Raw genomic sequence first — 23,036 nt, 5'->3', positions numbered from 1 at the left:
GATCTACAGTTGGTTAGGTGACTAACTCAGCGAAGCCCGGGGTGCGGGCAGCCGACAAGCGCCGACGGCTCACCGCCGCGGCAGCACAGGTCCTGCACGAGCAGGGTGTCGAGCGCACCACCCTGGCCGACATCGCGCGCGCGGCCGACGTCCCCGTCGGGAACGTCTACTACTACTTCAAGACCAAGGATGAGCTGGTCCGGGCCGCATTGTCCGAGCACAGCACGTACCTGGACGAACTCACGGGTTCGCTGGACCAGTTGCCCGGCCCGCACGACCGCCTCAAGGCACTGATCGAAGCCTGGGTCAGCCAGCGCGAGGTCGCCGCCCGCTACGGCTGCCCCACCGGCACTCTGGCCGTTGAACTCGACAAGCGCGCCGACGGGGCCCTCGACGCGGAGGTCGGCGCAGTGATCCGGCGGCTGCTGGACTGGGCCGCAGACCAGTTCCGTCTCCTGGGCCTGCCCGATCCGGACGGTCTCGCCGTCACCCTCGTCTCCGCCTATCAGGGCATGTCGCTTCTGGCCAACGCCCTGCGTGACCCGGACATCATGACCCGCGAGGGAGCCCGCCTCCTCGGCTGGCTCGACTCCCTCAAGGTTCCCGGCCAGACCCCCTGACCTGCCGAGCGATCGCACCCTCGGCCATCGCGGCGCCCTCGGAGCCGGTGCAGTCGATGAGTGGGGAGTGGATGGCCCGGGGCTTCTTCTCCACGTGCCAGTAGATGAGGACCCCGCGGCCGGAAGCACGTGGGTTCGCGGATTCCTGGACGTGGACTGGGTGGAACCCGCGCGTGTTCGGAGGCCGCTCCGGCATCGCGGACCATCGCACGGACGCAGCCGATGCCGAACTGGTGGCGGTGGCAGTGGCGTTGCTGGGGGAGGGGCCTTTCGGGTCCGGCGTCGGTACGGTCCGTGGCTACGCGGCACACCCGGTTCCGCCGCTGGGGCATGGGCGGAGGCTTCACCGCACGCTCGAGGCCGTGCAGGCGCCGGGGCCGACGCGGCAGGCGGCATCGATCGGCTGGGGTCGACTGGCCGGCTGATCGGCTCCGCTGTCGTCCGTGCCCACCAGTGCGTGACCAAGACCGGAAAATGGGGCGCCTGCCGCTCCCGAGCGGGAGCGGGCCGGCCGGTGAGGCATGCGCCCCCCGCGCCCCTCATGGCTGCGAGGTTCTCCCGTTCGCCGACGGAGATGATCACTGTCGAGTCATCTTCCGACCCGCGCGGGGGTGCCACACCCCTGCCCCGGCCAACTCGCTGCACCCGCTGCCGATATGATCGACACACGCTTTTGAACTCGTTCAAAAAGGGGTCAGTCATGTCTGAGCCGAATGTGCCCGACCGAACCGACACACCCGCCGTCGCCCTAGGTCCCACCGCACTTTTCCTCGGTGTATGGGCGCCTGCGCTCGCGTTCGTCATGTTCCCTATGGCGATCATCGCCGGAGGTCTTGCCGCCACTCTCGGCGCGGCGGGCATCCACTACGCCTGCCACGGCACCGGCCACCTCTGGACCGCCATCGCCGGAACCGCCCTCGGCATCCTCGGACTCGCCTGCGCCCTCACGTTCATGGGGGTGCTCAGCGGTTGACCCCCGAGCCGCTGCCCGATCGCTCCTCGGCCCACCCGACTCCCCTCGGACGGGCCGCAGCCCATCCCGGAGCCATCGGGCGGAGCACCAGCACCGGAACGGGGATCGGCAGTCGTCGCAGGACACCGACGGCGCAAGGTCCCAGATCTTGCGCGCGTCACGGACGAACCGGCCTGCGTACCCGGCGTCGGCCCACACCAGGGTGATCGTGCAGAACGCCTCGCGCAGCGCGGCGGTGATGCGGAACGCACCGTCACGGTCCTGCAGGGAGGCGGTCGTGACCACGACGGCCGGCAGCGGCCCGCCGGTGTCGACCGCGACGTGCCGCTTGCGGCCCTTGATCTTCTCCCCGCCCTCGTACCCGCTGCCGGCGGTCGGGACGGTGCCGGCGGCGCGGACGGTCCGGGAGTCGATCGCGGCCGCGGTCGGCACGGGGCCACGCCCGTCGGCCGGACGCGCACGTTTCACGCAGCGCTGCGTAGATCCGGCACCACGCCCGCGCGCGGGTCCACCGGCGGAACAGGGCGTTGGACGGTCCGGTGCGGCGGGAAGCCGGCCGGCAGGACCCGCCAGGCGATCCCGCCGCGGACCAGGTAGAAGATCGCGTCCAGGACCAGGCGCCGGCGCCACTTCTCGGGCCTGCCCCCGCGCCCGCCGCTGCTCCCCGCCGCCGGGAGCAGCGGCGCGGGCAGCGCCCACTGCCCTGGTAGGACTGGCAAGCCTGGACAACTCCTCTCCTGCCAGGGGTCCTTCACCTTCCGGGCGAACCGCCCACCGACCGAGCGCGCGGGCGGACCCTCGCATCGTCCGGAGGGTCCGCCCGGCCCCTGACACCGTTGCCGACGCCGTCGATGAAGGCGCATCAGTGGTGGTGGGGCCCGTCAGTGGTGGTGGCCGTGTCGGCCGAGGGTCTCCACGGGGGTCGCGCCGGGACGGGTCCACTGCGGTACGGGGCGGCCGGTCGGGCCCCAGGTGGCGACGCCGTCGGCGTCCGTGCGCCAGTACCAGCAGATCGGCGAGCCATGCCCACCGACCGGCGAGCCGGCCTGAGGAGCCTCGGGCCGGCCCTCGGGGTTGTCCTCCCACCCCTCGCGGCGGCCGTAGGGCGTCATGTCGAGCAGGCCGAGGGACCCGTTGACCGGCTCGTTGCCACGGCCCGTCGTGGAGTAGGTGAGGAACACGCGGTCGTCGTCGCGCAGGAAGCAGGTGAGGTAACCCATGGCGCCGCCGACCGGTGCGTCCACGTCGCGCACCGAGTACCAGGGCTGGGTGTAGCCCATGAACTCGACGTAGGCGGCCACCTCGTCCCAACGGCCCGTGGTCAGGATGGCGAACGAGACGCCGCGGGCATTGAGGTAGACGGCATCCTTCAGGTGCCAGGCCGTGGTCGTGCAGCCCTCGCACTGCCCCTGGTGCGGCGCGCCGTCGTACCACATGTGCTTGTAGACCACGAGCTCGTCGCGGCCCTGGAACAGGTCCAGGAACGGGACCGGGCCGTCGGGTCCGACGACCTCGACCGTCCCGTCGAGCTCCACCATCGGCAGCCGGCGGCGGGCCGCGGCGATGGCGTCGCCCTCGCGGGTGTGGGCCTTCTCGCGGACCAGCAGCTCGTCACGGGCGGCCTGCCAGGTGGCCAGGGCGACGATGGGCGGGCGGCCGGGCAGTGCGGCGGTCGGGTCACTCGGCGTGGTCGTCATGGTGTCCTCCGTGGTGTTTCGTGCCGGGCAGCGTCGTACGACGTGCTACGACGGTCACCAGGACAGACTCGCGACCCGGCCGAAACTCATCGCGGCGGGGGCGCCTCCGGCCCAAGCCTCCGCGAAGCCCGCACATGACGAATCGCCAGCGCAGTCCGGAACGTGGCGACGCGGCTGACGAAGACGACCAGGCCGAAGATGCGCGCGTGGTGCCGATGGCCGGTCGCGTACCTGACGCACACCATCGGATTGGCACGCTCGGCCTGCATTCAGGCTGACACGTCGGCCACCGGCCGGCCGACAGGTGTGGGTGCCGAGGTGCTGGCCGCCCACACGGCTGGTCGACGCCGGTAGCTTGTGACCATGACTGGTGATTGGCGGCGGGACCGGATCGGGGCCGCTCTGAGAGGTGAGAACCCGACCGTGTTGCGGCGGCTGGAGTCGGGGTTCGCGGTGATCGGCGACGTTCAGTTCCTGCCGGGCTACTCGGTTCTCCTCGTGGATGAGCCGCATGTGCAGCGGCTGTCAGACCTGCCGAAGGGTAAGCGCCTGTCGTTCTTGTCCGACCTGGACCGGCTCGGTGAAGCGGTTGAGCGGGCCTGTCGGCGGCTGGATCCGGCTTTCCGGCGGGTCAATCTGGAGATCCTGGGAAATACGGACCCGTTCTTGCATGCCCATGTGTGGCCGCGGTTCGCCTGGGAGCCGGCCGATGTGGTGGGTGCGCCGGTGTGGCTCTATCCGCGTGATCGATGGAGCGACGAGCAGTTCAGGCTCGGTCCGCAGCACGATGCGCTGCGGGATGCGATCGGCAGCGAACTGGACAAGCTGCGCTCGTTGGCCTGACGGTGTGGGCCCGCAGACCATACGACCTGGGGAGCAATTGAGGTGGGTCAGCCGGCGTCGATCTCGACGGTTCGGCCGTCGGGATCGGTCACCTGGTGGCGTCCCGTAGCAAGCGGCGGGTTCGCTGTGCCTCCGTCGATGGCCAGGCCCAGTCGCAGCGCGTCGGTCTGTCGGCCGGGACGGGACGGGTAGAGCTCGAAGACCGTGCCATCCGCGAGGACGGCGGCGTAGTGCTCGGGGCCTTGCCCGTGCTGCTCGGCCATGAAGGTCAGACCAAGGCCCGCATAAAACTTGCGGCACTCCTCCAACTGCGGCGTGTACAGCACCAGCAGCGTCACTCGGATCGCGCTTGGACCGGTCATGGGCTCCTGCCTGCATCGGGAACGAGGTGTGGGCGTATGGCGACAAGCGCCGTATGGGTTGGGCACGTTGTGGCGCAAGCCTGGCCCATGCGGCCTGTTCCCATCCTGCCCTGTACGGGTCTTCCACGCCCGTCCAGGCCCGTCTTCCGGACCATCGAAGGGAGATCGATCGAGGTGGCGGGCTGCAGCCACGAGTTGCAGATGACCCGGCAATCGAGGAGGCCCACGAGAACGGCGAGCTGCGGCGTATCAGCTATTCGGAACAGCACCGGACTGCAAGACAGTTCGCCACGGCACTCAGCCGTCACCTGTACGTCATGCGAGACCGTCCACCCGGGGACGAGGACGTTCGGCCGCTGGAAGCAGCCAAAGATACCTACCGCAACCGTTGGTCCGAGGCCCTGATGATCGCCCCCGACGCGGTGATTGCTCCGGATGGCGACGGCGGCCACCCGCTGTCCCTGCAAGCGGCTCCGGACTCGGTACCCAACGCTGGGTCGTGGACCCGCCTTTGCCCCTCTGCGCTGGTGCCGCCGCCTGCGGATCCGCCGGGGGATCCGCGACGACATCCGCGACGACATCCACGAGACGTCCCTGAGGCTCCCGTGCCCACTGACCTGCCGGCCTCGCGTGTCACAGCCGGCCCGAGGCGCCCTCGTCTTCCCGCAGCAGCCACTCCCTGACCGAAGGAACGCGGTCCAGAAGCCGATTGACCCGCATGCCCTCGTCGCGCGAGGTCACCCCCGGCAGCGCGGTGAAGTCATCTGGAAGCGTGTCCAGCAGGCTCATCACGCGGTCCCCCGCACGGAGCGTGATCAATAGCTCGCACCGCAGAGGACGCGGGATGTCCGAACGAGGGAGCAGGGTCTTCCACAGGGCCGGCCAGAGGTAGTGGGTTCCATCGGGCGCCGCATTCGCCAGCACCCACGTGGGGTCCAACCGCTGGTTGAGGTCGAGCTCACGTGCCCGCTCCTCCAGCCTGAGCAGCGAGGCCGTATCGATGGCCTTCAGCCCACGAGGCAGCGGTTGACCAGAGTTCATTGCCCCATGCTGCCCGACAGCACCCCTTGACGAGGAGCCGTCCCGCCAGCGGCTCATTGCTCCCGAAGCTGCCGTGAAGTGACAAGTGGCTCTCTGCAGCCGAACCAGGGCAGGAGTGGGAGCGAGCCGGAGCACCTGATCGAGGTCTGCACGCTACGGAACGAGGACGAGAAGAGGCTGCGAAAAAGTCCGGGGCAAACCGGCCTGTCAGACCTCGGTCGTCCGCTGAGGCACATGCGGTGATTCCGCGCGGGAAACTGGCAGCATGACGACCAGTTGTGATCTTGCCGCTCCGAACGACATACACGCCTACCTCGTCGACCGCTTCAACCTCGCGCTGCGCAGACCGGGGGCGTTCGGCGGGGAGTCGGCGCTGCGGATGCTGCTCGACCATCTGTTGTTCGTGGAGCGGCGGCCAGAGGTCTGGGCCGAAGAGCAGGAAGGCTTCGAGCGGCGTGGGGCATGGTCCGCGCTCGGGGCGCAGGGTGCGTTCGTGTCTCTGCTGCCCCGCGACCATGGTGACAGCACGGCCTCCGTCTATGCCGAGATGGCGCACCGCCGAGGCTGGCTCACCGCCGACCATGTGCTGGACCCCGCCGCGTACGCCAGGGTGTGCGGCAGTGTGCGTGAATGGGCCCGGCGTGACCGGGTGTGGAGCGACATCGTCGCCGAATACGGCCCGCCCTCGGTGCTGTGCGGCGGGACGAACCCGCTCTACGGCAAGACGCTCGGCTACCTGACCGAATCGCCCAGCGAACCCATGGTGTTCTTCCACCTGTGGAACGGCACCGACCCGGCATCCGGACAGTCCTGGCCGCCGGACCACCCCGAACCACTGCTTCTCGCGGTTCGCCACGGTGACGGCGCATTCGCCGACACCTTCACCTTCACCCCGGAGGGGCGACACCGCAGGCCGGCACCCCACCCCTCACCGTTCTCTCAGTAAGGGCCGCTTGCCGCTGACGGGACGTCAGGGCCGGTCGTCCCCTTCTTCGTTGCCGGTGAGCGGCACCGTTTCCGCGGCTGCATCCGTCGGCTCATCGGAGCCCCTCCCGGGCCGACGTACCGACGTACGCGCCGCCGCTTCGCGAGGAGGTTGTCCGTCGGCTGCGGACGGACAAAAGGCAAAGGCAAGGAGGGTACCCACTCCTTGCCACTCTCAAGGTATAGCGCATGGGGGGCCTTGCGGCAAGACCCGGGTCGTGCCGCAGAATTCGCCGGCCGAAGCAAGGACCTGCGGAAATGGGGGTTGGGATGATTGACGTGATCATTGCCGGCGGCGGACCGACCGGCTTGATGCTGGCCGGCGAGTTGCGGCTGCACGGTGTGCGCGTGCTGGTGCTGGAGAAGGAGGCGGAGCCGGCCAAGTATGTCCGCGCGCTCGGCCTGCATGTGCGCAGCATCGAGGTGATGGCCCAGCGAGGCCTGCTGGAGCGGTTCCTCGCGCACGGCCGGCAGTACCCGGTCGGAGGTTTCTTCGCCGCCATCGATGCGCCGGCGCCCGACCGGCTGGACACCGCGCACCCCTACGTCCTCGGTATCCCGCAGCCCACCACCGATCGCCTGCTGGCCGAGCACGCCACCGAGGCCGGCGCCGAGATCCGTCGCGGCTGCGAGCTGGTGGGACTGAGCCAGGACGACGACGGGGTGACCGCTGAGCTGGCTGACGGCACGCGGCTGCGCTCGCGCTACCTCGTCGGCTGCGACGGCGGCCGCAGCACGGTGCGCAAGCTGCTCGGCGTCGGTTTCCCCGGCGAGCCCAGCAGGGTCGAGACGCTGCTGGGCGAGATGGAGGTGGCCGTGCCGCCGGAGACGGTGGCCGCAGTGGTGGCCGAGGTCCGCAGGACCGAGAAGCGGTTCGGTCTCGGTCCGTTCGGGGGCGGGGTGTACCGCGTCGTCGTGCCCGCCGAGGGGCTGGCCGGGGACCGCTCGGTCCCGCCGACCCTCGAGGAGGTCAAGCAGCAGCTGCGGGTGTACGCCGGCACCGACTTCGGCGTGCACTCACCGCGCTGGCTGTCCCGCTTCGGCGACGCCACCCGGCAGGCCGAGCGCTACCGGACGGGCCGGGTGCTGCTGGCCGGCGACGCGGCGCACATCCACCCACCGACCGGCGGGCAGGGCCTCAACCTCGGCGTCCAGGACGCGTTCAACCTCGGCTGGAAGCTGGCCGCCGAGGTCGGCGGCTGGGCACCGGAGGGGCTGCTGGACAGCTACCACACCGAACGACACCCGGTGGCCGCCGACGTGCTGAACAACACCCGCGCGCAGATGGAGCTGATGTCCACCGAGCCGGGCCCCCTGGCAGTGCGCCGGCTGCTGTCGGAACTGATGGGCTTCGAGAACGTGAACCGGTACCTGATCGAGAAGATCACCGCGATCGGGGTCCGCTACGACTTCGGCGAGGGCCACGAACTGCTCGGCCGGCGGATGCGGGACGTGCCGCTGAAGAAGGGGCGGCTCTACGAGCTGATGCACGGCGGCCGCGGACTGCTGCTCGACCAGACCGGCCGGCTCTCGGTGGCGGGCTGGGCAGACCGGATCGACCACGTCGTCGACGTCAGCGAGGAACTGGACGCGCCCGCGGTGCTGCTGCGACCGGACGGCCATGTGGCGTGGGTCGGTGAAGATCAGCAGGATCTGCTCAGCCGGCTGCCCAAGTGGTTCGGCGCTGCCGTCGGCTGAGCGCGCAGTGGTGTCCCGAAAGGGCGGGGCCTTGATCCGCGAGTGGGCCTCGGCAGTGCCACGGAGAAGATCCGCTTCACACCCGCCACGGGATGATCTTGAAGTCCTGACGGGTCACCTTCGACGCCCGCCCTACGGCGGTGCAGTCTCGTGCCCGTCGTGTCCGTGTGCTCGTCGTGCCCGTTTGCCCGTCGTGCTCGCGCAGCATGCGCATCACGGCGGCGGGGGAGGGGTGCCGGTCCTTCTTCGCGTCCTTGAAGCGTTCGGACCGTGTCCGGCCGGTCGGCGCGGTCCGGCTCGGCCGACAGGCCTACGGCAGGGCGGTCGTCGGCAGGACAGCGGTGACCTGGAAGCCGCCGTCCTGCCTCGGGCCGGCCTCGAAGGCACCGCCGAGCAGCTGGACGCGCTCGCGCAGTCCGACCAGGCCGTGGCCGCCGCCCGGCAGGTTGAGCGATGCGGCCGTGCGGTCCGGAGGGCCGTTGCGGATCTCCACACGCAGCTCCCGGACCCCGTGGCGTACGCGGACCTCCACCTGGGCACCAGGGGCGTGCTTGCGCACATTGGTGAGCCCCTCCTGGACGATCCGGAACGCGGCTCGTTCCACGGCCTCCGGGTACTGCGCCGGTACCTCGCCCACATCGTCGAAGTCGACGTCGAGGGCGCTCTCGGCGATCAGCCGCCGCAGGTCGGACAGCCGTGGTTGCGGGGTCAGCTCCTCGCCGTCCCCGCCCGCCGCTCGCAGCACCCCCACCATGTGGCGCAGCTCGTCCAGGGTCCGTACCGCGAGCGTGCGGATGGTCGCCGCGTCGTCCTTCGCTGCCTGATCGCTGGTGCTGATCCGTAGCGCGCCGGCCCGAAGGCTGATCAGGCTGACCTGGTGGGCGACCACATCGTGCATCTCGCGGGCCAGCCGCGCCCGTTCGGTCGCCAGCAGTTGGTCGGCCAGCAGCCGGTCCTCACGGGCCCGGCTGCCGGTCAGCTCTTCCAGCCGCGCGGCCAGCTCCGACCGCGTGGCGACGAGGAGCCCGAGCATGATCGGGGCCACCGCGGTGAGGAGCGCGTCCACGACGTTGAATACGGTCTCCCGCCCCGAGAAGCTGCTCAGACCGCTGAGCGGATAGGGCAGGAAGCGGGCAATCGCGACCAGCAGGGCGCACGCCACCTGAACCCGGAGGTCGGTCCGGAGGCGGGCCAGCGTGTAGAGGGCGATCATCGGAGCGAACCAGACGTAGCCGATGTACAGCCCGGGCAGCGTCGCGAGCAGCACCGTCACCGGCAGCCGACGGCGCAGCAGCAGGGCGGCGGCCGCGAGCAGGGAGACGCCCAGCTCCAGGCCGGGTGAGACACCGTTGACCAGCAGGGCGTCGGCGACCGCCGCCGCCACAGGGCCCAGGATCACGAACAGCCGCTTGCCCCGTGCGGACGTCCCGACGCCTCTCACTCCGGATCCCGCGGGGAGTCGGGGCCGTGCCGGACGAGACCCGCCCGGTCGGCGAGCACGGCCGCCTGGACACGGTTGAGGCCGCCCAGCTTGCCGAGCAGCGTGCTGACGTGGTCCTTCACCGTGCCGTGCGCAAGCTGCATCCGCTCCGCTATCGCGGCATTCGACAGGCCCTCCCCGACCAGCGCGAGTACCTCCCGTTCGCGGTCGGTCAGCGTGCGCACGGCGCGAGCGGCGCCTTCCGCGCCGCCGGAGGCATCCAGATAGCCGCCGATCAGGGTGCGGGCCACGGCGGGATCCAGGGTGCTGCCGCCGGAGGCCAGCGCCCGTACGGCCTGGACCAGCTGCTCGGGCTCGGTGTCCTTGAGGAGGAAGCCCGTCGCGCCGTGGCGCAGCGTCGCGGCGAGGTACTCGTCGGCATCGAAGGTCGTCAGCATCGTCACGGCGGGCAGTCGGTCCCCCAGGGTGGCTCTGAGCTGGTGGAGCACCGTGAGGCCGTCGACGTCGGGCATCCGGATGTCCAGCAGCACCACGTCAGGGCGGTGGGCGAGGACCGTGTCCACCGCCTGGCCGCCGCTGCAGTCCGCGACGACCTCGATGTCCGCGGCCGTGCCCAGGATCATCCGCAGCCCGGAGCGGACCAGCTGCTCGTCATCGACAACGACCACGCGGATCACTTTCTCTCCTTCCCCCTACGCCCACCCCGGACCCTTGTCAGATATGTCACTCTATGTCTGAATGTAGGAGGTCACCTTGGCCGAGGGCCGGGCACGACCCCCGCCGATCGGCGGGGGCGGATCCCGACGCCGGACGGATCCGCCGGGGGTCCCCCGACCGCCAGGGTGCTCCTATGACACGACACCCCGCTCCCCAGTCGCCCGTCTCCGGCGACGGCGCATCCGCCCGGAACAACCGCTCCAAGCGGCGCAGAGCCGTGCGCAGGGCCGCGCTGAGCGCCGTGACGGTCTCCGGTCTGGCGGCCGCCCTCCTGGTCTCGGCCGTCCCCGGACAGGCGGCTCCCCGCCCCGACGGCTTCGTGTCGGTCTACGGCCAGGCCAAGCCCGATGCCGCGGACGAGAAGGCGTTCCTCGAGGAGAACCATCTGCTCGAAAACGTCGCCGACAGTCTCAACAAACGCATCCGCATGCCGGCCACCGTCGAGATGACCGGCCGTTCCTGCGGAAACACCGATGTGGCTTACGACCCTGAAACGTCGCAGATCGATGTCTGCTACGAATTTGTGGCAGAGGCCCGTGACCTGTTCGAGAAGGCGGGCACCGAGCAGGTCGCGGAGAAGACCGCCGGTGTGATGGCCGAGACCCTCTACCACGAGTCCGCGCACGCGTTGATCGACAAGCTGCGCCTGCCCTTCACGGGCCGCGAGGAGGACGTCGCCGACCAGTTCGCGGCGTACAACCTCATACCGGAGGGCCCGAAGGGCCAGCGGGCGGTCCTGGCCGCCGCCGCGAACTACGACCTGCTGGCCGAGCGGCCCGACCCGAAGGGCATCGACTTCTCCGACGAGCACGCCCCGGATGCCGCCCGCGCGGCCAACTACCGCTCCTACCTCTACGGAGCGAACCCGCAGCGGTGGAAGTCGCTGGTCGACGGCAAGCACCTCACCCGCGACCGCTCCGAGTTCTCCGAGATCGAGTACGAGGGGCTCCAGCAGGGCTGGTCCGGGCTTCTCGCATCCCACCTGAGGTGAGGTCCCTGATTCCGATGCCGTGCGCGTGATGCAGGCGCCGCGGTGAACGGGGTCAGGCTGCTCGCGGGGGCCTGACCAGGCTCATGGACAGCCTGGTCAGGAGCCCTTTTCGCGGTGACCGACTGCCGGGTCGGACGGAGACTGTGCGGAACTCGCAGCCATGGGGGAGGGACGGTTTCCCCAGCTCGGGACGGGAGTGGACAGGGACTGAAGGCCTCCTGTCCCGACAGCCGCCGGGACAGGCAACCTGAAGCGGTCCGAGGCGCCTCCGTCCTCAGCGGCACGTCCCACGGATGAGCGCCTGCAGCTGCTCGGCGGTCTGGTCGAGGGGCTGGGTGCTGCGCTTGGCGCGGCACATGGCCACGGTCCCTTCGACGGCCGCGACGATGAGTGTCGCGAGCTGTACAGCCCGCTCGGGCTCTGCGCCGTGCTCGCGCAGCGAGGCGGCCAGCAGGCTTTCCCACTCGTTGAAGACGTCCGCGGCGGCCACCAGGGCGGCGGGCGTCTCGTCGGTTGGCGGCTCCTCGATGGAGACGGCGAGGACCGGGCAGCCGGCCCGGAAGTCGGTGTCGACGACAATCTTGCGCCACAGGTCGAGGAAGGCACGCAACCCGGCGACCGGCCCGGCTTCGAGTTCCTTGCGCAGAGTACGGGCGACCGTCTCGCCGGCATAGCGGACGGCTTCCGTCCCCCCGGCGCCCTGACCGAACAAGGCCGCCAGAGCATTCAGCGTGACCTCGCCGCGGTGCTGCTGCGCTGGGAGGGCGCACCCGACACGGCGTTCTTCGGTGCCCAGGCATGGAGCTATCTCGTCGAACTGCCGGCAGGCGCCCAAACCACAGCCGAGGACGACGCGCCGGTGCTGGTGCACGAGCAACCCGACGGCACCTGGGGCGCGGGCGGCTCCGTCAACCGTTACGCCGACCTCGTCGCCCAGGCCCCGTCTCACCCCACCCCACCCCACCCCACCGCACCCAACCCCACCCCACCGAGAAGCGCTGCACATGCACACCTCCCGCGCTGCAAGGACGTCGCGGCGGATGGTGCTCCAGAACGTGCTCGAACCGGTCCAGCATGGCCAGCAGCATCATCGCGCGCCGGCAGCGCACCGAACTGGTGCTGCCCCGGCGCGCGATCTGCTGCAGCCGTTGCCCTCTTGGCCGGTCAGTCTTCGCACCCGCACCGGCGCGGCCATCAAGTCATCAAGCCACCAAGCCACCAAGCCACCAAGCCACCATGACTCCTGGGCAGTTGAATCAGCCGCGTCCGATCACTGACCCGCGGCTGACCTAGCATCTCGGGCCATGAGCGAAGCCGAACATGTCCTTGACTGGCTGCAGGGCTGGTACGCCGCGCAGTGCGACGAGGACTGGGAACACGAGTGGGGCGTGATGATCGAAACGCTCGACAACCCAGGCTGGTCCGTCCGCATCGACCTGGAGGGAACAGACCTGGATGGACAGGAATACCCCCGCCAGGACCGCAAACGCAGCGAGCACGACTGGGTCACGGTATGGACCTCTGACAAGACCTTCCATGCTGCGTGCGGCCCCGGCAACCTCACCGAGGCACTCACCCTCTTCCGCTCATGGGCGGCAGACAACAGTTGACTGGACGCCACCGTTCACGGTGCCGGGGGAGAGGTGAGTGACCAGAGCAAGTGCTGTCCGCCGATCCGAGGCCGGCGAGCGGCTGGGTCGGCGGATGATGGCACAGTGCTCGTCAGGCCTGGGCAGGCGCGACTTCTTCGTTGACATCGACGGCGTCGGACGCGTGGGCTTCGGTAGTGCTCTCGAGCGCCGACGTGGGGTGGGAGTAGAAGACGCTCCGTCCTTGCTTGCTGCGGTGTGCCAGACCCTTGGCGACGAGTGAGTGCTCCAGGGTGTTGCGTACGGCGGTCTCGGGCGCAGCCTGGTTCGGGTGTTCCTCTGCCAGCAGCTTTGTCAACTCCGCGACGGTGCGCGGCTGCTCGTTGAGCAGCCCGAGGAGGTGATCGGCGCGAGTGGGGCTCTTCTGCCGTGTTTTGCCCTTGGCCGACGTGGCCTTCCGCGTCTTCTTCGGACCTCCTGCCGCTTTGGCCGGGGCCTTGTTCGCCGGCCGGTCCTTGGGGACGGAAGCTTTCGCGCGTCGTGCCGCAGGAACGGTCACCGGCTTCGCCGCATCGGCGTCGGTCTCCGGCGGCTGCGGTGAGACAGCTTCGTCCTGAGCGGCTGATCCGAGGTGTTGCTGGAGGTCCTCCAGCTTTGACTTGAGCTTGTGCAGGTCGTCGATCTCTTGCGTGATGCTCTTCAGCTTGGCAGCCACCTGCACAGCGAATTCCGAGTCTGACATGGCTCAGCCTGCTCCTCTGTCGCCTGAACGGTCTGCGGTTGGCTGGATGTTACTCGTCTTTCTCCGCAATTAACCCAATGCTCTTCCACTTCCCTCACCGAGACATGGCATCTGAGTTCGGATGCAGAGTCGAACGGGCCCACCAGCATGGCGTGTTCGGGTTCGAATCTCCGCAGGTGCCTGTCAAGGACAGGGACGTGAATTCGCCACTTGAGATGTCCGCAGTACGGGGGGTGTGTGGCCGACATCGCCGGGTCTGGCGCACTGACCGACCCTGTCGACGCCGAGAGGGCCGATGTCAGACGACTGCCTCAGCCGCTGTGGTAACAGGACGGGGATACAACGTTCTGCGCGCGATGCCTACCACGATCTGGCCGACTCCCACTGTCACAGACGGGCGCTTGAATGCCCAGATGGCCCAGGGAACACACTCACCCCCTGAGCGGGTTCTGCGCTGAACGACGTCACAAGTCGATGAACTTGGGTTCGGGATCAATTCCTGTGGAGTGCCCACGCTGAGTGAGTCTATTGATCTTGGTAATAGGCCCCGGGAGGTCGCCCGAAATCAGCCGTGGGCGGTCATGCCGTGGTTGACGGTTCTGGGCCCTGACCCTGTCTGCCAGGGCTGCGGTGTCTGGTCGAACCGCATGCACGGCTCCTGCCTGCGGTTTCCCGCTGGCCTTCCGCTCGCCGACCGCACCCGCGAGAAACGCTGACGCTGCCGCCCCGGAAGACCTGCGGACGCCCGTCCACCCACACTCCGCGTCACACCCTCTCCCTCGGCACCGACGAAGCCGGTCACTGGGATGAAGAAGCCCTCTGGAGCGTCACTTGACCTTCCAGAGGGTCAGTGTGGTGACGTAGTCGGGCATGTCGCTGGACAGGCCTTTCTTTGTGTCGGGCAGGACATCGGTGATCCGTAGCATCGCCAGATTGTGGTCGCTGGTGACGGTACAGAGCACCATGCCCTTGGCAAGGATTTTTCCCTGGTTCAGGTCGTCCTCGGAGATCGAGGCCGGCAGCGCGTCGGTGTCCACGCCGGTACTGCACGCCTCCGGGGTGGTGCCGGTGCTCCTGCCCATAGCGGTGTGGAAGCGCAGGTCGGCGTCGCCCCAGTCCTGGTAGGTGAGCTCCATACCGTCGTCCTCGCCGATCTCGCCATCGGGGAAGAGTTTCGGCGCGTCCAGGTCCACGTACGTGCCGGAGTTGAAGGCCGGTGCGCGCAGGGTCAAGGGCTTGTCCTTGAAGACAAGCGTGTACGTGGTCTGCGGCGGCGAGGGTGAGGTTGAGGATGAGGGTGGGGACGAGGGTGAGGAGCTCGGGGCGGAGGTGTCGGTGTGCTTGCCGTCCCGCCGGGTGTCGTCGGTGCTGCCGTCGGGGCTCACGATCACCCAGGTGACGACCGCGGCGAGGGTCGCGGCGACCGCACTCGCGGCGACGAGCAGCGCGGGGCGGGTGCGCTTGGCAGGCGGAGGAGTGGGCGTGGCCGTCGGCGACGGTGGATGAGCCGGGCCGGGCGGCGGTGTGCGGGGCGGCGGGGGCGACACGGTGGGCTGCCCGGCCAGGTGCGCGTCGGCGTCCGGCTGGGTGGGCGTGGCGGTAGGAATCCGTGGGGACGTGGGCTCCGGGGGCCGCGCGGCAGCCTCCTCCCGGCGCGCGATCCGCTCCATGAGCGGCGTCGGCAGCCAGTCGTCGAACGAGCGCAGCGGGCGTCCGGCGGCCTCCTCGCACAGCCCCGCGAGTTCATCCGTCGTGATGCGGGCTGCCGGATCGGCGGTGAGGCAGCGTTCCAGCAGCGCCCGCAGCGGCGCCGGGTAGGCGCTCAGGTCCGGCGGCGTCCGCTCGGTGTTGGCGATGCGTACGCCGAGGGCGGTCGCGCCTCCCTCGCCGTACGGATGCCGGCCGGTCGCTGCGACCGCCGCGATCAGGCCGAGCGAGAACAGATCGGTGGCCGCTGTGACGGGCTCGCCCAGTGCGTGTTCGGGCGACATGTACTGAGGGGTGCCGATGACTCCGCCGCTGCGGGTGAGCTGCGTGGCATCGGCCGCCTGGGCGATGCCGAAGTCGATGACGTACGGCCCGGTCGAACCGAGCAGGATGTTGGCGGGCTTCAGGTCGCGGTGGACGACATCCGCCGCGTGGATGGAGCCGAGGGCCCGGGCCGTGCAGCCGATCAGCTGGAGGACTGCGGGCAGGGGCAGCGGCCCGTACGCGGTGAGCGCGTCGGCGAGGGAGAGGCCGGGCACGAACTCCGAGGCGATCCAGGGAAGCGTGCCGGTGGTGTCGTGGTCGACGACCGGTACGAGGTGGTAGCCCTGCACCCGGCGGGCGGCCCGCACCTCCTGCTCGAAGCGGCGTCGGAAGTCCGGGTCCTGGCCGTACTCGCGGCGGATCACCTTGAAGGCGATGGGCTGCCCGCCTCGCGTATGAGAGAGGTACACGGTGCCCATGCCGCCCTCGCCGAGCCGGGCCAGTAGCCGGTAGCCGGCTGTCTCGCGAGGATCGCTGGGATCGAGCGGAGCCAATATGTCGTCGATGCCGTTCGTCACGGCAGCCCACCCTATGTCATGTGACAACGCGTCAAATCACTGGGCGGAAAGCTGAATACCACTGCGGTCGGCCACCGTCGGCCGCGCGGCATCAGTCGCGCGGCCGGCAACAGCCCGCGGCGCAGGCCCATCAGGTTGGTGCCGCTTCAGCGGCGGGCGACGGCCGGAGGTCCACGCTGACGCCGACCCGCCCGAGGGCCTTGGCAGACGGAAGGTCCCGGCGCACGCCGTCGCGTCGCCGATCCGAGGTGTCGAGTGTGTCGTCCACAGTGCCCCACACAGCCAACTTCCGTTTCACGCCCACCCATTGACATGGATTCACGCTTACGTCAGAACCCTGACATGACTTCAGTGCGGAGGCTGTCCTGGGCTACCTGGACAACGTTCTGGCCTGGGCCACCCTGCGCGGGGGAGCAGAACCTGTCGGGCGAAGAGGTGGCCGACACCGTCGGGTGGGCGATGACCACGCTCCTGGCCGATCTCCGCCCTCGTAACGACGAAGCCGCCAACGCGTCGCCGAGGGCGTTGCTGCGCCGCCGCTCCCAGGGCGCCGGTTATGGCTTGTGGTTCTTCGGATACATCCTGCTGGCCTACCTGGTCATCTGCACCGACGACCCGACCATGGCCGGCACCGACATCGGCACGTCATACGTCACCCTCTACCGGCAACTCGCCCTTCCCCTCACCACGGCCGCCGACCTCGCGCTCGGGGCATCGAGGCCACCTGGCTCGACGACGACGACAAACGTCGGCTCCGCAAGGAGTTCTCCACCGAGATCGCCACAGTCACCGCACAACTCCCGCTCTCAGCGGTCGTTCTCGGCGCGCGGAGTCCCACACGGTGTGGCCACGCCGGTGACCTGCCGTACGACCATCGCCACGGGCCGGCCCGCACACCGGACGATGCCCACCGACCCGACCGGCCTCCCGCAACCTGGACGGTCGCTACGGAGACCGGCCAGGTGTCACCAGAAGAGTCGCCTGTCCGTCGACGTGGCCACCCCTGTTGCCGAGGTCTCCAGTCCGGTGTCGCTGAGTGGTGGGCGTTCACGAGTCCGGTCCCGGCTCTCGGCCAGGTAGCTGATCAGGCCGGGGCGGTACGGGACTTGGCTGCGGCCACGTCGCGGGTCCTGGTCGGCCGGTGCAGGGCGGCCAAAGAGCGGAGTGGGCGACTGACGATCCGGCGGTGATCGGCCGGATCGAGACCAGGCAGGGCGGCCCCGGGCGGCGGCTCGATCACTGTCTGCGGGTGCGCCGGATCGCCGCGGAGCCGGAGAGATCGCTGGTCCGGCTCGTACCGGCGGACGGGTCACCGGCCCTCAGCGCAGCGACGGCGGATGCGGGGTCGTCGGCGAAGAAGCGAATGGCGCGGGCCTCGGCGGGCTTGCCCAGGGTGCGTAGATACCGCACCGGCTCGGTGAGTTCCACGGTGACCGTCGTCTGGCCGGCCACGGCCAACTCGGCGACGCCGTTCTCATCCACGGTGGCCGGCCTACCGTCCGGGAACTTCCGGTCCAAGCGGACGGACGCTATACGGTCGGCCGGGATGCGGATGTCCAGCAGTGCGCCGTAGCGCAGGCGCAGCGAGCCGTCGGCCCCGATCACGTGCGGGCGCACCACACACGAGGCGTGCAGGGCGATGACGAAGTAGCAGCCCCAGATGTCGACGACGAGAGTGACGGCGTGCACCACCGGCCAGGAGATCAGGTAGGCGAGGCCCACGGTCTCGACGATGCAGACGAAGAGGAAGCCGTACATGACCGCCGTCTGGCCCGCGGCGTACGGAACGGGCAGGTCACCATCGCGTACACCGTGCGGGCCGCGGCGCGTCACCCAGCGCAGGAAGCTCGTGGAGAGGAAGAACTCGTGGGCGGTCAGCTTGCGCACGGGCGCCGGCACGGTGTCGGCGAGCGCGGCGAGGAAGGCGGGGCGGCGGTCGAGACCGTCGCGGCGGTGCCGGCGGTAGTCGAGGGAGAACAGGGCGGTCGCCGCGGCCATGAGCGCGAGCACTGCCAACTCCACTGCCAGCCGGACGGCCGGTGCTATCGGCACTCCGCCGGCCACGCAGAGGACGAGCACGAGCTCGCCGGGTACGAGCGCGGCGGAGGACCAGCGCACGGCCTTTCTCAGCGCCTTCACTTGGCACGCTCCTGCAGCAGCTCGATGGCGCGGCGCACCGCCGCAGCCTGGGCGGGGGCGAAGTCCGCGAAGAGAGCGTCCGCGAATCCGCTGTTCTCGCCTACATCGCCCTCGTCCGGGATGTTCATCGCCTGCACTGCCTCGTCCGGGACGCTGTCGACGATGGCCCGGGCGGTCGTCTCCACCCGCGGGTCGTCCTCGGCGGCCTCGGCCAGCCCGTCCAGCTGGGCGTAGACCTCGTAGGCGCGCGGCATGGCCTCCGCGTCGGCGCTGAGGCTGTGCATCATGGCGTCCAGCCAGCCGCGGTCGCCGCCCGGCGAGCCGGTCTCCAGCAGAGCGAGCAGCTCCCGCTCCTTGGCTGCCATCGCCGGCTCCGGCCCGGGCAGCCGCGCCGAGGCGCGCGCCATGTCGTCGAAGAGGGCGGCCAGCTCGGGGGAGACGGGGGCGTCGGCGGGCAGCCGCCCGGTCTGCTCAGCCTGCTCGAGCAACTGGCCCAGGCGGGCGCGGCGCTGCCGGATGGCCTCCTCCTGGCGGGCCAGGTCGGCGTCCAGCTCGGCAAGGATCTCGACGAGGTCCTTGCCCGCGTCGTCCGCCAGCACGCCCTTGACCTCGTCCAGGCTCAGGCCGAGCTCGGTCAGACGTCGGATGCGGGCCAGCTCGACGGCGTTGCGCAAGGAGTACTCGCGGTACCCGTTGGGCTGCCGCGGCGGCTCGGGCAGCAGCCCGATGCGGTGGTAGTGGCGCACGGCGCGGGTGGTGATGCCGGTGATGCCGGCGAGCTCTCCGATTCGCATGGCACCAGGAGAAACGTTGTCGCTGCGACAAGGTCAAGCGGCCCGGTCCACGGCTGACCACGCCGGTCGAATGCGACGCGCCGACCGGCTCTTGGTGATCCGGCGATGGAGCGGGATCCCGGCTCGGCATCGGCGCCACCGGTTCCGCTGACCCCAACCGCTGAGGCCTGTCTGATGGGTCGTGTGCTGCTGAGGCTCAGGCAATGGACACGTGAGGGTGATCGATGGCCATCAGAACCGATTCCACACGAAATCGCCCCATACTGTGTTCTGCGTCGAGACACATGGCTTCGTCAACGGCCCGTACGTGCAGCGGGGTTGGCATTCGAGCCTTCACAGGAGGAGCTGCCCATGCGTGCCCGCCGTCTCATCCCGACCGCCCTGGCCGCCATCTTGATGAGCGCCACCGCCGGAATCGTCACCGCCACACCGGCGGCCGCTGACCCCTGCGGTTTCTACGAGACCAGCCGCGACGCCTTCTACCACCACTGCACCGGCGACGGCTCGCGTGTTGTCATCAAGGTGGAGGTTGCGCTCGCCCCGGACTACGAAAGGTGCGTCGCACCCGGCAAGACCTGGCTGGGCTCCGCCTCCAGGATTCAGGGCGCGCACTACGTCGGCCGCACCTGCTGATCGCTATCGCGGCCCTGTCCACGATCCGTCGGACAGGGCCCACGGCCCAGGGCGTGTTTCAAAAGTGACTGGTGGGACCTTGGACACCGATGCACTGTGGGCCGCCGGCGTGCTGTGGGGCGCGTTCGAGAACGCGGTCGCGGACAGCATGGCCAACCTGCAAGGGTGTTCGCCATGGACCCTGAGCCGAGTACCGATCCGGTGCGCCACTACGACCCGGGACGATGGCTGGCTCGGTTCGCCGGCCACATGCTCGTGGTCTGTCCCCGATGCGGCGGCTGCGCACTCGTCGTTCCCCGGCCTGGCCTCGCAGCGCCCAGATACTTCAGTGAGCTGCTGTTCCAGCCACGCCGCCTGGCCTGCGGAGGGTGTGGTGCCGTCGCGGATTGGGAGCCGGAGGTGCGGGGTGCCGGGCTGGTCGGAGTGGGGCTGGGCGGCACTGAGGATCCGTTCTTCCGAAGGCCGCTCTGGCTGCAGACCCGTTGTGTCGGCCAGATCCTGTGGGCCTACAACGAGGAGCACGTCAACGAACTGTCGGCCTATGTCGGCGCCACGTTGCGTGAGCGCGGAGTCGCGCGTCCGACGATGGCGATGTTCGCGCGGCTGCCGCGGTGGATGAAGAGGTCCGACAATCGCTCCGCGGTCCTGGCCGGCCTGGAGACGCTGCGGGTTCTGGCCAAGCGGTCGGCTCCCGCCGATCGGTCCGATGCGGCGCATGAACGTGGCGACCGTCCTCGGCCCTATGGGGGCATGTACTTCCGGGGCGGTCCGTATGAGGGCAGGACCTGAGGGCCGGCTCGGCGATCGCACAGGGCATACGCCGGATGCCTCGACCGGCGACGCCTGCCTGCCGCCCCATCACCCTGGCGGTGCGGATTTCCCGGTCGGTGAGCACCGCATGCCCGGCCGTCTCCAGCGTGAGCCCGACGTCGACCACGGTCAGGCCGGTGCAGTGGTCGCTGAGAGGGCGCTCTGCGAGGTCTTCGCGGGTTCTTGAGGGGGTCATTGGCGGCTGACCGTACGGGTCACGCCGGCGACGATCGTTGTCGCCAGGATCCAGCCGGTGATGATCAGGGCGTACGACAGCCACTGGTGCCAGCCGTCCGGTGCGAACGCCGGCTCCTGGCCGAAGTTGATGATCGGCAGCAGCAGGTCGAGGGTGTAGAAGACGGGGTTGAAGTCAGGCGCCTCGTCCGCCTTGATGGGGCGTGGGTGGTCCAGGCCGTACGCGATCGATCCGATGGTCATGAGGGACAGCAACCAGACGGCCGCGCGCACCGGGTGGAAGCCGTAGCCGACGGTGGCGTCCTGGACGTACCCCCACAGCCGTCCGTACCAGGTGAGCGTGGCGCGTCGGCGGCGCTGCTTGGCGAGTTGGACGAGCCGGGCCGCGTCGTCGTCGCCGACGTGGCGGTAGGCCGCCGTCAACTGCTCGTAACCGTCCGGCTCATACCGTTCGCCGTTCCGCTCGAGCATCGAAAGGCGGCGCTCGGCGGGCTCGTGCGGGGTGAGTACGGTGTACGTGAGATTGCTGAGATACACCTGGTCCGGCAGCATCTCCGGTTCAAGGGTGAGGATCTCTATGTGAGAACGCCGCAGATTCAGGGCGCCCTCGATGCGATCGCCCCTGCGCAGCCAGAGTTCACCGATGACACAACTGCTCGCCCGCAGTGCCGTGTCGCCCGGATTCGACAGGTGGGCGTGGAGCAGGTCGAGACGGCCCGAAATGCGCGAGCCGCGGAGCTCGACCCGGCCCTGCGCGCGGACGCACACTGCCCGTACATGGGCTCCCACGTTGAGGTTCTGCGCATCCAGCGCGATGCCATCGGGCCTGTTGAACTCGGCGTCCTGAATGTTGATCCGCCCGGCGACGGAGGCGCCGGTGAGCCGTACCTGTCCGTGCGCGCGCATCTTTGGCGCCCACAAGTCGCCCCCGATCGCGACCTGGTTGAGCTGCAGCACCGGCTCGGAGTCGTCCGGCGCCGTGAACTCCGCCCGCTCCATGAACAGTGCCCCGGAGATCTGCGCCCCGCCGAGCCGCACCGGTCCCTGCATACGGCAGTCCGTCATCCGCAACACCCCCGCGATCTGCAAGGTCGCCGAGGTCAGGCCCGGCAGTACGGACTTGCTCAGATTGAGCTGGCGCAGCTCGGCACCGTACAGGTCGGGAACGCCGTCGAATCGGCAGCGGCTCAGCCGGATGGCGGCGTCGATCGTGGCGTACTTCAGGTCCAGTACGCCGGTAATCCGCGCCCCCGCGATCTTGAGCGCGGCGATCTCTCCCTCCTCCTGCGGCGCCTTGAGCAGCAGCGTCCGCAGCACACTCGCCCGTACGGTCCGCTCGGCGCCCCAGGTGTTGCCGAGCGCGGGATCCTCGTTCTCGGCGGCGCGGAAGTCCACGGCCTCGCCTCGCGGAAAGGCCCGCCAGATACGCACCTCGGCCGGCGTCAGATCGTTGCTCTCGCTCACGCCGGGACTCTGACGTGCTGCGTTCGAGCTGTCAACTGCCGTACGGAGCAGGCCGTGCGGCCCGGGCTCCCCGCTCGGCCTTGCCCCGCACCTGCCCGGCCCTCGTCGAGCCCGGCCCCTGCCTCATGGACTGCGCGGCGTTGACTCCTGGGTCGCGGGCTGCGGCGAGGCGGGGCGAGTAGCCGGGGTGCCGCCTTGCGCAGTCGATTCTCCTCAGGGATGACCCGTGCAGTGGGTATGGGCGACGACGGAAGCCGGTTTTTCTGAGGCGCTGCTGTGGCCACGCTGAGTGACAGCCGTGCGCAGGCAGGACTTCACCAGCAAGTCCTTCGTCTGCCGGTGGTCCAGCTGGCACATCACTGGTGACCTGGGGAAATGGCCCGCGCGCGGAGGAGGGCCCTGATGGCTGGCTGCTGTGGGGCTTCGTTGCCCTGGACGATGAACAAGCTCGTCGATGCGTGCAGGGGCGTCGTGCGGGCGGGCCTGTATCTGGACCGCGTACAGCTAAGTGCTCTCCGGCCGGGCCAAGGGCGGCGCGCTCCTCGCCCGCAGGCTCCCAGGCCGTGTCTTCAAAACAGGTATGTCGGGTGACGCTGCTGGTCACGGCCGGGTCGCGGTGGCGTGTCGCAGGATGCATATGAGTGAGACTGCCTCCCCGCCCCTCGAAACTTGCCCCTTACAAGCCCGCTATGGGTGGCACGGATGCGGGTGCCGCGCACACGACCGATGAGTTCCGCCTCGACCGATGAGTTCC

Annotated in this window: 23 protein-coding genes and 2 pseudogenes; 10 read left to right on the top strand and 15 right to left on the bottom strand. The window is 69.6% G+C overall.

What is annotated here, in order from left to right:
• The first annotated feature begins 17 nt into the window (after window positions 1-17).
• Complete coding sequence (locus tag AB0D04_RS04215) at window positions 18-620, top strand: TetR/AcrR family transcriptional regulator (RefSeq protein WP_362699193.1); 603 nt, start codon at window positions 18-20, stop codon at window positions 618-620.
• Here the strand turns inward: AB0D04_RS04215 and AB0D04_RS04210 are convergent.
• Window positions 595-816: a Tn3 family transposase gene (locus AB0D04_RS04210; RefSeq protein WP_362699191.1), complete on the bottom strand. Its 222-nt coding sequence runs from the start codon at window positions 814-816 to the stop codon at window positions 595-597. The two genes, AB0D04_RS04215 and AB0D04_RS04210, sit on opposite strands and share 26 nt — an antisense overlap.
• A gap of 504 nt (window positions 817-1,320) precedes the next feature.
• Between AB0D04_RS04210 and AB0D04_RS04205 the strand changes: the two genes are divergently transcribed.
• On the top strand, window positions 1,321-1,593 hold the full coding sequence (locus AB0D04_RS04205) for a hypothetical protein (RefSeq protein ID WP_362699401.1): 273 nt from the start codon (window positions 1,321-1,323) through the stop codon (window positions 1,591-1,593).
• 180 nt (window positions 1,594-1,773) lie between these two features.
• Here AB0D04_RS04205 and AB0D04_RS04200 read toward each other — a convergent pair.
• From AB0D04_RS04200 to AB0D04_RS04190, 3 genes and pseudogenes are all read right to left on the bottom strand, one after another.
• Window positions 1,774-2,025: pseudogene (locus AB0D04_RS04200) on the bottom strand (transposase); the annotation flags it as partial.
• A gap of 32 nt (window positions 2,026-2,057) precedes the next feature.
• Window positions 2,058-2,312: a transposase gene (locus AB0D04_RS04195; RefSeq protein WP_362699189.1), complete on the bottom strand. Its 255-nt coding sequence runs from the start codon at window positions 2,310-2,312 to the stop codon at window positions 2,058-2,060.
• Between the two features lie 162 nt (window positions 2,313-2,474).
• On the bottom strand, window positions 2,475-3,290 hold the full coding sequence (locus AB0D04_RS04190) for a DUF899 domain-containing protein (RefSeq protein ID WP_362699187.1): 816 nt from the start codon (window positions 3,288-3,290) through the stop codon (window positions 2,475-2,477).
• A 363-nt stretch (window positions 3,291-3,653) separates the two neighbouring features.
• Here AB0D04_RS04190 and AB0D04_RS04185 point away from each other — a divergent pair, with 363 nt between their 5' ends.
• The gene (locus AB0D04_RS04185) at window positions 3,654-4,133 is read left to right on the top strand and encodes a diadenosine tetraphosphate hydrolase (RefSeq protein WP_362699399.1); all 480 of its coding nucleotides are present in this window, start codon (window positions 3,654-3,656) and stop codon (window positions 4,131-4,133) included.
• A 47-nt stretch (window positions 4,134-4,180) separates the two neighbouring features.
• On the opposite strand, the gene AB0D04_RS04180 is transcribed toward AB0D04_RS04185, so the two are convergent.
• Both AB0D04_RS04180 and AB0D04_RS04175 read right to left on the bottom strand, forming a co-directional pair.
• Window positions 4,181-4,495 (bottom strand): glyoxalase/bleomycin resistance/dioxygenase family protein, encoded by a 315-nt coding sequence (locus AB0D04_RS04180; RefSeq protein ID WP_362699185.1) that lies wholly within the window; start codon window positions 4,493-4,495, stop codon window positions 4,181-4,183.
• A gap of 633 nt (window positions 4,496-5,128) precedes the next feature.
• The gene (locus AB0D04_RS04175) at window positions 5,129-5,536 is read right to left on the bottom strand and encodes a hypothetical protein (RefSeq protein ID WP_362699184.1); all 408 of its coding nucleotides are present in this window, start codon (window positions 5,534-5,536) and stop codon (window positions 5,129-5,131) included.
• A 265-nt stretch (window positions 5,537-5,801) separates the two neighbouring features.
• Here AB0D04_RS04175 and AB0D04_RS04170 point away from each other — a divergent pair, with 265 nt between their 5' ends.
• Window positions 5,802-6,482, top strand: a complete 681-nt coding sequence (locus AB0D04_RS04170) for a hypothetical protein (protein ID WP_362699182.1) — start codon at window positions 5,802-5,804, stop codon at window positions 6,480-6,482.
• 308 nt (window positions 6,483-6,790) lie between these two features.
• Window positions 6,791-8,218, top strand: a complete 1,428-nt coding sequence (rox, locus tag AB0D04_RS04165; protein WP_362699180.1) for a rifampin monooxygenase — start codon at window positions 6,791-6,793, stop codon at window positions 8,216-8,218.
• Window positions 8,219-8,528: 310 nt separating this feature from the next.
• Here the strand turns inward: rox and AB0D04_RS04160 are convergent, their stop codons facing one another.
• Both AB0D04_RS04160 and AB0D04_RS04155 read right to left on the bottom strand, forming a co-directional pair.
• Window positions 8,529-9,659: a histidine kinase gene (locus tag AB0D04_RS04160; protein WP_362699178.1), complete on the bottom strand. Its 1,131-nt coding sequence runs from the start codon at window positions 9,657-9,659 to the stop codon at window positions 8,529-8,531.
• The gene (locus tag AB0D04_RS04155; protein WP_362699177.1) at window positions 9,656-10,336 is read right to left on the bottom strand and encodes a response regulator transcription factor; all 681 of its coding nucleotides are present in this window, start codon (window positions 10,334-10,336) and stop codon (window positions 9,656-9,658) included. Before AB0D04_RS04155 ends, AB0D04_RS04160 begins: the two co-directional genes overlap by 4 nt.
• A 173-nt stretch (window positions 10,337-10,509) precedes the next feature.
• On the opposite strand from AB0D04_RS04155, the gene AB0D04_RS04150 reads away from it, so the two are divergent.
• On the top strand, window positions 10,510-11,367 hold the full coding sequence (locus AB0D04_RS04150; protein WP_362699175.1) for a DUF4344 domain-containing metallopeptidase: 858 nt from the start codon (window positions 10,510-10,512) through the stop codon (window positions 11,365-11,367).
• A 274-nt stretch (window positions 11,368-11,641) separates the two neighbouring features.
• Here AB0D04_RS04150 and AB0D04_RS04145 read toward each other — a convergent pair whose 3' ends face one another.
• Window positions 11,642-12,316 carry a hypothetical protein gene (locus AB0D04_RS04145; protein ID WP_362699173.1) on the bottom strand — a complete coding sequence of 225 codons (675 nt, stop codon included), beginning with the start codon at window positions 12,314-12,316 and terminating at the stop codon, window positions 11,642-11,644.
• 127 nt (window positions 12,317-12,443) lie between these two features.
• Window positions 12,444-12,562: pseudogene (locus tag AB0D04_RS04140) on the bottom strand (IS630 family transposase); the annotation flags it as partial.
• 109 nt (window positions 12,563-12,671) lie between these two features.
• Between AB0D04_RS04140 and AB0D04_RS04135 the strand changes: the two are divergent.
• Window positions 12,672-12,977 carry an immunity 53 family protein gene (locus AB0D04_RS04135; protein ID WP_362699172.1) on the top strand — a complete coding sequence of 102 codons (306 nt, stop codon included), beginning with the start codon at window positions 12,672-12,674 and terminating at the stop codon, window positions 12,975-12,977.
• Between the two features lie 112 nt (window positions 12,978-13,089).
• Here the strand turns inward: AB0D04_RS04135 and AB0D04_RS04130 are convergent, their stop codons facing one another.
• Together AB0D04_RS04130 and AB0D04_RS04125 are read right to left on the bottom strand one after the other, a co-directional pair.
• Window positions 13,090-13,698, bottom strand: coding sequence for a hypothetical protein (locus AB0D04_RS04130; RefSeq protein ID WP_362699170.1), 609 nt, complete (start codon window positions 13,696-13,698; stop codon window positions 13,090-13,092).
• An 827-nt stretch (window positions 13,699-14,525) separates the two neighbouring features.
• On the bottom strand, window positions 14,526-16,247 hold the full coding sequence (locus AB0D04_RS04125) for a serine/threonine-protein kinase (RefSeq protein ID WP_362699168.1): 1,722 nt from the start codon (window positions 16,245-16,247) through the stop codon (window positions 14,526-14,528).
• A gap of 459 nt (window positions 16,248-16,706) precedes the next feature.
• On the opposite strand from AB0D04_RS04125, the gene AB0D04_RS04120 reads away from it, so the two are divergent.
• Window positions 16,707-17,327: a hypothetical protein gene (locus AB0D04_RS04120; protein ID WP_362699166.1), complete on the top strand. Its 621-nt coding sequence runs from the start codon at window positions 16,707-16,709 to the stop codon at window positions 17,325-17,327.
• 156 nt (window positions 17,328-17,483) lie between these two features.
• On the opposite strand, the gene AB0D04_RS04115 is transcribed toward AB0D04_RS04120, so the two are convergent.
• Window positions 17,484-18,386 carry a hypothetical protein gene (locus tag AB0D04_RS04115; RefSeq protein ID WP_362699164.1) on the bottom strand — a complete coding sequence of 301 codons (903 nt, stop codon included), beginning with the start codon at window positions 18,384-18,386 and terminating at the stop codon, window positions 17,484-17,486.
• On the bottom strand, window positions 18,383-19,180 hold the full coding sequence (locus AB0D04_RS04110; RefSeq protein WP_362699162.1) for a MerR family transcriptional regulator: 798 nt from the start codon (window positions 19,178-19,180) through the stop codon (window positions 18,383-18,385). Before AB0D04_RS04110 ends, AB0D04_RS04115 begins: the two co-directional genes overlap by 4 nt.
• Window positions 19,181-19,531: 351 nt before the next feature.
• Between AB0D04_RS04110 and AB0D04_RS04105 the strand changes: the two genes are divergently transcribed.
• Entirely contained in the window at window positions 19,532-19,813 is a 282-nt protein-coding gene (locus tag AB0D04_RS04105) for a DUF6355 family natural product biosynthesis protein (RefSeq protein WP_362699160.1), read from the top strand.
• A gap of 399 nt (window positions 19,814-20,212) precedes the next feature.
• Window positions 20,213-20,602 (top strand): hypothetical protein, encoded by a 390-nt coding sequence (locus AB0D04_RS04100; protein ID WP_362699158.1) that lies wholly within the window; start codon window positions 20,213-20,215, stop codon window positions 20,600-20,602.
• 213 nt (window positions 20,603-20,815) lie between these two features.
• Here AB0D04_RS04100 and AB0D04_RS04095 read toward each other — a convergent pair whose 3' ends face one another.
• A complete protein-coding gene (locus AB0D04_RS04095) occupies window positions 20,816-22,282 on the bottom strand; it encodes a membrane-associated oxidoreductase (protein WP_362699157.1) in 1,467 nt (488 codons plus the stop codon).
• Window positions 22,283-23,036 lie beyond the last annotated feature (754 nt).

The sequence above is a fragment of the Streptomyces sp. NPDC048483 genome, from assembly GCF_040651455.1.
Taxonomy (GTDB): Bacteria; Actinomycetota; Actinomycetes; order Streptomycetales; family Streptomycetaceae; genus Streptomyces.
Note: the sequence above shows the minus strand (reverse complement) of the source record. Positions and strands in the feature narration are given on the sequence as shown.